Source organism: Pseudomonas sp. MIL9, assembly GCF_016887925.1.
In the GTDB taxonomy this organism is placed as follows: Bacteria; Pseudomonadota; Gammaproteobacteria; order Pseudomonadales; family Pseudomonadaceae; genus Aquipseudomonas; species Aquipseudomonas mohnii.
In genome coordinates, this window is the sequence record NZ_JAFEHE010000013.1 from 142,262 (window position 1) to 148,482 (window position 6,221).

At 58.2% G+C, this 6,221-nt stretch carries 5 protein-coding genes; 2 read left to right on the forward strand and 3 right to left on the reverse strand.

The genetic code is table 11. The features are described 5' to 3' along the window. Positions 1-372: 372 nt before the first annotated feature. The 3 genes from JQF37_RS16270 to JQF37_RS16280 all read right to left on the reverse strand — a co-directional run bounded on the left by JQF37_RS16270 (position 373) and on the right by JQF37_RS16280 (position 2,625). Positions 373-954: a YigZ family protein gene (locus tag JQF37_RS16270; protein ID WP_130206523.1), complete on the reverse strand. Its 582-nt coding sequence runs from the start codon at positions 952-954 to the stop codon at positions 373-375. 7 nt (positions 955-961) lie between these two features. Then, entirely contained in the window at positions 962-1,612 is a 651-nt protein-coding gene (locus JQF37_RS16275; RefSeq protein WP_047537145.1) for a TetR/AcrR family transcriptional regulator, read from the reverse strand. 92 nt (positions 1,613-1,704) lie between these two features. Next, the gene (locus JQF37_RS16280; protein ID WP_047537148.1) at positions 1,705-2,625 is read right to left on the reverse strand and encodes a LysR family transcriptional regulator; all 921 of its coding nucleotides are present in this window, start codon (positions 2,623-2,625) and stop codon (positions 1,705-1,707) included. A 139-nt stretch (positions 2,626-2,764) separates the two neighbouring features. Here JQF37_RS16280 and JQF37_RS16285 point away from each other — a divergent pair, with 139 nt between their 5' ends. Both JQF37_RS16285 and JQF37_RS16290 read left to right on the forward strand, forming a co-directional pair. After that, complete coding sequence (locus JQF37_RS16285) at positions 2,765-4,114, forward strand: aspartate aminotransferase family protein (RefSeq protein ID WP_090328818.1); 1,350 nt, start codon at positions 2,765-2,767, stop codon at positions 4,112-4,114. A 76-nt stretch (positions 4,115-4,190) separates the two neighbouring features. After that, entirely contained in the window at positions 4,191-5,684 is a 1,494-nt protein-coding gene (locus JQF37_RS16290) for a CoA-acylating methylmalonate-semialdehyde dehydrogenase (protein WP_090465112.1), read from the forward strand. The last annotated feature ends 537 nt before the right edge of the window (positions 5,685-6,221 follow it).

A 6,221-nucleotide genomic window follows, 5' to 3' on the forward strand; every position in this document is an offset into this window, starting at 1 on the left:
CTCCGCTTTCGCTCGGCAGCCTTTGATCAAAAAATGAGCAGTTGAGCGCAAGCCGTGTCCGGCATGGTGCGGCAGCGGCCATGAACGGGTTATCCACAGATTGCTCCACAGTATTTGTGCGCAAGCTCAAAGGGAGGGCATAAGCGCGCGACGGCTATCTTCTAAAGGTGATAAACCGCTCTAACTACTTGTTTTTACGTGGATTTGGCGTTTTCAATGTCGAATTGGACGAAAAGTGAGCAAAGCCCTGAAAGCCGCATGACAGAAGGGTTACAGCAGAATGTGCTCAGGTTATCCACAGTCGGGTGCACAGCTGATGTGGGCAAGTATGGAATATGTGAGAAATCGGCGCGCCCCAAAAAAATGCAGGCCTCAACGCTGCAACAAAATGCGTCCGCGACTCAAATCGGCGAGCTGGGATTGCAGGGTATCAATCTGACTTGCACCGACCGCCAACTGCAGTTCCACACCATTGGCCGTGAAGTTTTCCTCCACCACCAGACCACCGAGTTCCGCAACCCGCAGCTTCACCAGGGCCAACTCACTAAACGCACAGGCACAGCTCAATGGCACCCGACTGATCAATTCGATCTTCGGTGCTGGCTGCAGGCATTTGTTCGCACCGCCGCCGTACGCCCGGGCGAGTCCGCCGGTACCGAGTTGAATGCCGCCATACCAACGAATCACCAGCACCACGACCTGGTCGCAATCCTGAGCATCGATTGCGGCCAGAATCGGTCGGCCAGCCGTGCCGCCCGGTTCGCCGTCGTCGGTGCTGCGGTATTGATCGCCGATTTTCCATGCCCAACAGTTGTGCGTGGCATTCAAGTCGCTGTGTTGTTCGATGAACGCCTGGGCTTCAGCGGGGCTGGTGATCGGTGCGGCGAAGGTAATGAAGCGGCTTTTGCGAATCTCTTCGCGGTATTCGCAAAAACCACTGAGGGTAAATGGCATAGGTGTCTTAAATAGTCGGAGTCAGGCCGCAGCCCTTGAGGATGATTCGGATCAGGTTGTTGCCGGCGTCTTCCATGTCCTGCCTGGTCAACTTGCTGCGCCCGCTGACACGGCAAATCTGGGTGGCGAAGTCGGCGTAATGCTGGGTGCTGCCCCACAGCAGGAAGATCAGGTGCACCGGATCGACCGGGTCCATTTTGCCAGCATCGATCCACGCTTGAAACACGGCGGCCCGGCCCTGGAACCAGCTGCGATAGTCCTGGTTGAAATACTCGGTCAGGCATTCGCCACCGCTGATGACTTCCATGGCGAAGATGCGTGACGCCTGCGGTTGACGCCGGGAGAATTCCATTTTGGCGCGGATGTAGCGGGTCAGGGCTTCAGCCGGATCGTCCTCGGCGGTCAAGGTGTTGAAGGTGCTGTCCCACAATTGCAGGATGTTACTCAGCACCGCCACGTACAAACCGAGTTTGTTGGTGAAGTAGTAATGCAGGTTCGCCTTCGGCAACCCGGCATTCAGGGCGATGGTGTTCATGCTGGTGCCTTTGAACCCGTGACGGGCGAACTCGTCTTCGGCGGCTTTGATGATGGTCTCTTCGTTCTTCTGACGAATGCGGCTGGCGGGCTTTCCACCGTGGGCTGGGACTTCAAAGGTCATAGGCACTTCCGGACAAGTGGGTGGGTGCATCCAGTGCGTTGATAGCGCACCCATGGGCTTCAGACAAGTCCCGTCGCAGGATTTGCGTTTGTTCAGCGCGTGGCGGCCAGGCTTTCGAGGAAGCTTTCCAGCACCAGATGAGGGCGACGGCCCTTGCGCGTGACCGAGGCGAGGCTCAGGTCATAAAAGCGCGCGTTGGGTTTCAGGGCGCGTAACCGGCCTTGTTGCACCCAGAGGCTGGCGTAGTGGTCCGGCAAGTAACCGATGTAGCGCCCGGTCAGGATCAGGAACGCCATGCCTTCGCGGTCGGAGGCACTGGCGGTGCAGTTGAGCGCCTGATAATGGGCCTGGATTTCTGCCGGCAAACGAAAGGTCGGCGCAATGGCGTCCTGACTGTTCAGGCGTTCATCATCCAATTGTTTGTCATCGACATAGAACAGCGGATGGCCAACCGCGCAGTACAGCAGCGAGCGTTCGCTGTAGAGCGGTTGATATTCCAGTCCCGACAGCGCGCTCGCCTGCGGCACCACGCCGACATGCAGGCGACCGTCGAGTACACCTTGTTCCACCTCGTTGGGCGCGATCATGCGGATCTGGATTTGCACGTCCGGGCCGCGCTCTTTCAATTGCGCGAGCGCGTGGGTGATACGCATGTGGGGCAGGGTGACCAGGTTGTCGGTCAGCCCGATGGTCAATTCACCGCGCAAGTGCTGGTGCAGGCCGTTGACCTCGGTGCGGAAACTTTCCAGTGCACTCAATAGCTGCAACGCCGATTGGTAGACCTCACGCCCTTCCTCGGTCAGGGAAAAGCCGGCGCGACCGCGTTGGCACAGGCGCAGGCCGAGGCGCTGTTCCAGGTCGCTCATTTGCTGGCTAATGGCCGAACGACCGATGCCGAGCACGCTTTCAGCCGCGGAAAAGCCGCCACATTCGACCACGCTGCGAAAAATCCGCAACAGGCGGATATCGAAGTCGCTGACTTGAGCCAGTGGATCGGGACGGCGAATGCTCATGCGGACTACTCGAATGTTTAGCGGTTGGCAGACTGAAGGTTACAAAAGTTGCATTTCACCGACTTTATCGCCGTGGCAACTTAGCTGCAACAACGGTTTTCAATCCCTACGCCGCTTATTGCCTTGCGAGGTTTCGCTCATGAACTTGCCCGAAAACGCCCCGACTTCTCTGGCCAGCCAGCTCAAGCTTGATGCTCACTGGATGCCATACACCGCCAACCGTAACTTCCAGCGCGATCCGCGTTTGATTGTCGGCGCGGAAGGCAGCTGGCTGATCGACGACAAGGGCCGCAAGGTTTATGACTCGCTGTCCGGTTTGTGGACCTGCGGCGCCGGGCACACCCGCAAGGAAATCCAGGAAGCAGTCGCCAAGCAACTGGGCACCCTCGATTACTCGCCGGGCTTCCAGTACGGCCACCCGCTGTCGTTCCAGCTGGCAGAAAAAATTACGGATCTGACGCCGGGTAACCTGAACCACGTGTTCTTCACTGACTCGGGTTCCGAGTGCGCCGATACCGCCGTGAAGATGGTGCGTGCCTACTGGCGCCTGAAAGGCCAGTCGACCAAGACCAAGATGATTGGCCGTGCCCGTGGCTACCACGGCGTGAACATCGCCGGCACCAGCCTCGGCGGCGTGAATGGCAACCGCAAACTGTTCGGCCAGGCAATGATGGACGTCGATCACTTGCCGCACACGTTGCTGGCGAGCAATGCCTTCTCCCGTGGCATGCCGGAGCAGGGTGGTATCGCCTTGGCAGACGAACTGCTGAAGCTGATCGAACTGCATGACGCGTCGAACATCGCAGCGGTATTCGTCGAGCCAATGGCCGGCTCCGCTGGCGTGCTGGTTCCGCCACAGGGTTACCTCAAGCGTCTGCGCGAAATCTGCGATCAGCACAGCATTCTGTTGGTGTTCGACGAAGTGATCACCGGTTTCGGCCGTACCGGCAACATGTTCGGTGCCGACACTTTTGGCGTGACCCCGGACCTGATGTGCATCGCCAAGCAAGTCACCAACGGTGCGATCCCGATGGGCGCGGTGATTGCCAGCTCCGAGATCTACCAGACGTTCATGAATCAGCCGACCCCTGAATACGCGGTGGAATTCCCGCACGGCTATACCTATTCCGCACACCCGGTGGCGTGCGCTGCGGGCCTGGCGGCACTGGACCTGTTGCAGAAGGAAAACCTGGTGCAGAGCGTGGCCGAAGTCGCACCGCATTTCGAAAATGCGTTGCACGGTCTGAAGGGCACCAAAAACATCATCGATATCCGCAACTTCGGCCTGGCCGGTGCGATCCAGATCGCTCCGCGTGACGGCGACGCCATCGTGCGTCCGTTCGAAGCGGGCATTGCGCTTTGGAAAGCCGGGTTCTACGTGCGCTTCGGCGGCGACACCCTGCAGTTCGGCCCAACCTTCAACAGCAAGCCGCAAGACCTTGATCGTCTGTTCGACGCGGTGGGTGAAGTGCTGAGCAAAATCGACTGATTTCTCCTTCTATATAGATACACACAACGGGCGCGCCGATTGGGGCGCGCCTGTGGACAACTTTTAAGGAGCTTCCATGAGCGTTATTCCGCATTTGATCAATGGCGAACTGGTGACCGAGAACGGTCGCGCGGTTGATGTGTTCAACCCGTCCACGGGGCAAGCTATCCACAAGCTGCCACTGGCGACCCGCGAAACCATCCAGAGCGCTATCGATGCTGCCAAGGCTGCGTTCCCGGCCTGGCGCAACACGCCGGCGGCCAAGCGTGCCCAGGTGATGTTCCGCTTCAAGCAACTGCTGGAGCAGAACGAATCCCGCATCGCTCAACTGATCAGCGAAGAACACGGCAAGACCCTGGAAGATGCTGCCGGTGAACTGAAGCGTGGCATCGAGAACGTCGAGTTCGCTTGCGCGGCACCGGAAATCCTCAAGGGCGAGTACAGCCGTAATGTGGGTCCGAACATTGATGCCTGGTCCGACTTCCAGCCGCTGGGCGTGGTGGCCGGTATCACCCCGTTCAACTTCCCGGCCATGGTGCCGCTGTGGATGTACCCACTGGCGATCGTGTGCGGCAACTGCTTCATCCTCAAGCCTTCCGAGCGTGATCCGAGCTCGACGCTGCTGATCGCACAGTTGCTGCTGGAAGCCGGCCTGCCGAAGGGCGTGCTGAGCGTGGTGCACGGCGACAAGACTGCGGTGGACGCACTGATCGAAGCGCCGGAAGTCAAAGCGCTGAGCTTCGTGGGTTCAACGCCGATTGCCGAATACATCTATTCCGAAGGCACCAAGCGCGGCAAGCGCGTCCAGGCGCTGGGCGGGGCGAAGAACCACGCGGTGCTGATGCCCGATGCGGATCTGGACAACGCCGTCAGCGCACTGATGGGGGCCGCTTATGGTTCCTGCGGCGAGCGTTGCATGGCGATTTCGGTAGCCGTTTGTGTTGGCGACCAGGTGGCGGATGCGCTGGTGGCCAAACTTGTACCGCAAATCAAGGCATTGAAAATCGGTGCTGGCACCTCTTGCGGTCTGGACATGGGGCCGCTGGTCACAGGTCAGGCGCGCGACAAGGTCAGCGGTTATGTTGAAGACGGCGTTGCAGCCGGCGCGAAACTGGTGGTTGATGGCCGCGGCCTGAGCGTGGCCGGTCACGAGGAAGGCTTCTTCCTGGGTGGCTGCCTGTTCGATAACGTCACCCCGGAAATGCGTATCTATAAAGAAGAGATCTTCGGGCCGGTACTGTGCGTGGTTCGAGTGAACAGCCTGGAAGAAGCCATGCAACTGATCAACGATCACGAGTATGGCAACGGCACCTGCATCTTCACCCGTGATGGGGAAGCGGCGCGGTTGTTCTGCGATGAGATCGAAGTCGGCATGGTCGGCGTCAACGTGCCTTTGCCGGTGCCAGTGGCTTATCACAGCTTCGGTGGCTGGAAGCGTTCGCTGTTTGGCGACCTGCATGCTTACGGTCCGGATGGCGTGCGCTTCTACACCCGTCGCAAGGCCATCACTCAGCGTTGGCCGCAGCGTGCGAGCCACGAAGCGTCGCAGTTCGCATTCCCTAGCTTGTAAGTAGAAGGGGATAAAAGGCCGACCCATTGGGTCGGCCTTTTTGTTTTCGGGGCTTTTTTGACCTGTATGACAGATTTATGAAGATAGGGGTTGACGGCAGATTCTGGAAGCCTATAATTCGCCCCACTTCCGGCGCAGTCGAAACGGAAAACTCCTTGGAATACAATGAGTTAGGCAGTTTTCGGCAGCGGGTTGCTTCAGGTCATCGAAGCGCGAAGGAAGTTGAAAAAGAGGTGTTGACAGCAGCGAGTAACGCTGTAGAATTCGCCTCCCGCTGACGAGAGATCGAAAGCGCAAGTGGTTGAAGTTGTTAAGGAATCCTTGAAAACTTCTGAAAATAATCACTTGACAGCAAATGAGGCTGCTGTAGAATGCGCGCCTCGGTTGAGACGAAAGATCTTAACCAACCGCTCTTTAACAACTGAATCAAGCAATTCGTGTGGGTGCTTGTGGAGTCAGACTGCTAGTCAACAGATTATCAGCATCACAAGTTACTCCGCGAGAAATCAAAGATGTAACCAACGATTGCTGAGCCAA

What these genes read in the sequence shown, in the direction of transcription:
- JQF37_RS16280 (WP_047537148.1), bottom strand. Translation starts at nt 2,625, where the DNA reads ATGAGCATTCGCCGTCCCGATCCACTGGCTCAAGTCAGCGACTTCGAT.
- JQF37_RS16285 (WP_090328818.1), top strand. Translation starts at nt 2,765, where the DNA reads ATGAACTTGCCCGAAAACGCCCCGACTTCTCTGGCCAGCCAGCTCAAG.
- JQF37_RS16275 (WP_047537145.1), bottom strand. Translation starts at nt 1,612, where the DNA reads ATGACCTTTGAAGTCCCAGCCCACGGTGGAAAGCCCGCCAGCCGCATT.
- JQF37_RS16270 (WP_130206523.1), bottom strand. Translation starts at nt 954, where the DNA reads ATGCCATTTACCCTCAGTGGTTTTTGCGAATACCGCGAAGAGATTCGC.
- JQF37_RS16290 (WP_090465112.1), top strand. Translation starts at nt 4,191, where the DNA reads ATGAGCGTTATTCCGCATTTGATCAATGGCGAACTGGTGACCGAGAAC.